Origin of the sequence: Streptomyces alkaliphilus (assembly GCF_014141535.1) — a bacterium.
GTDB classification, from domain to species: domain Bacteria; phylum Actinomycetota; class Actinomycetes; order Streptomycetales; family Streptomycetaceae; genus Streptomyces; species Streptomyces alkaliphilus.
On sequence record NZ_VKHT01001454.1, the window covers coordinates 1 to 912 of the forward strand.

General features: G+C 75.4%; 1 protein-coding gene and 1 pseudogene. Both read right to left on the reverse strand.

The window, feature by feature from the left end; translation table 11 throughout:
• Nucleotides 1–165 (reverse strand): annotated as a pseudogene (locus tag FNQ90_RS28775) (FHA domain-containing protein); the annotation flags it as partial.
• On the reverse strand, nucleotides 125–912 hold a 788-nt coding region (locus FNQ90_RS27855; RefSeq protein WP_228471596.1), incomplete at its 5' end, for an FHA domain-containing protein. The pseudogene FNQ90_RS28775 and the gene FNQ90_RS27855, both read right to left, overlap by 41 nt.

The following is a 912-nucleotide window of genomic DNA, read 5'->3' on the forward strand; positions in this document are numbered from 1 at the left end:
CAAGACACACGGGTAACCCACCGGGGAAGCCGGGGGGTAGCCGTAGCCGCCGGGAGCGGGCTGCCCCGGCGGGGGTATCGGTCCGGTGTCGGAGGGCATGCGGTGACCGCAGACCTCGCACCAGTCATCGGCCGTGGACCGGTGACCGTTCGGGCACGTCGGCATCGGACCGTCTCCCCCTTTCTGCTGTTCCGCGTCCGGAGGCCCCGGGGGGCGCGCCGGTGCCGGCGGATGGTTCCGTCGTGATCCGGGGTGGGCCCGCCGGCCCGGTCCCCGTGGACCGTTCCAGGTGCCCGGCCGGGTGGTTGGTCGTCGAGGGCCCGGCCTTCAGCCGGAACAGTACCGGGCCCGGCGCGCGGCGGCCGGCACCCGGTCGGGTACCGGATCGGGCCCCCGTGGTGGTGGGGCCGTGCGCCGGTTCACGCCGGGGCCGGGTGGTCCAGGCGCCCACGTGCACGCGGTCCCCCTCGCGCAGCGGCACCGGGACGTAGGGAGGGATGGGCTCCTCCTCGTAGTTCACCGTCGTGCCGTTGGTGGAGCCCTGGTCCACGATCGTCCAGGTGTGGTCCGGTTGCCGCACCAGCAGCGCGTGCTGGTGCGAGACGCCCGGATCCTCCGGCGGACGGGACAGGTCTATGTCGGGGGCCTCACCGGTGGACGGCCGGGTCCGGCCGATGCTCATCTGCGGGCCCTCCAGGAGTATCCGCTGCCCGCCGCCCGGCCCGGGCATGCGCAGCCGGGCGGCCTCGGGGCCGGAGCGGCGCATCATGGCGGTGAAGTAGTCGTGGTCGGGAGCGATGTCCAGCATCCACGGGCCGGTGCCCGGGGTGGGGCCGCCCGGGGGAGTGAGCAGCCAGTCGCCGGTGCGCTGTTCGCCGCCGGGCACCGGCGGAGGGGGTACCGGTGGTGGGC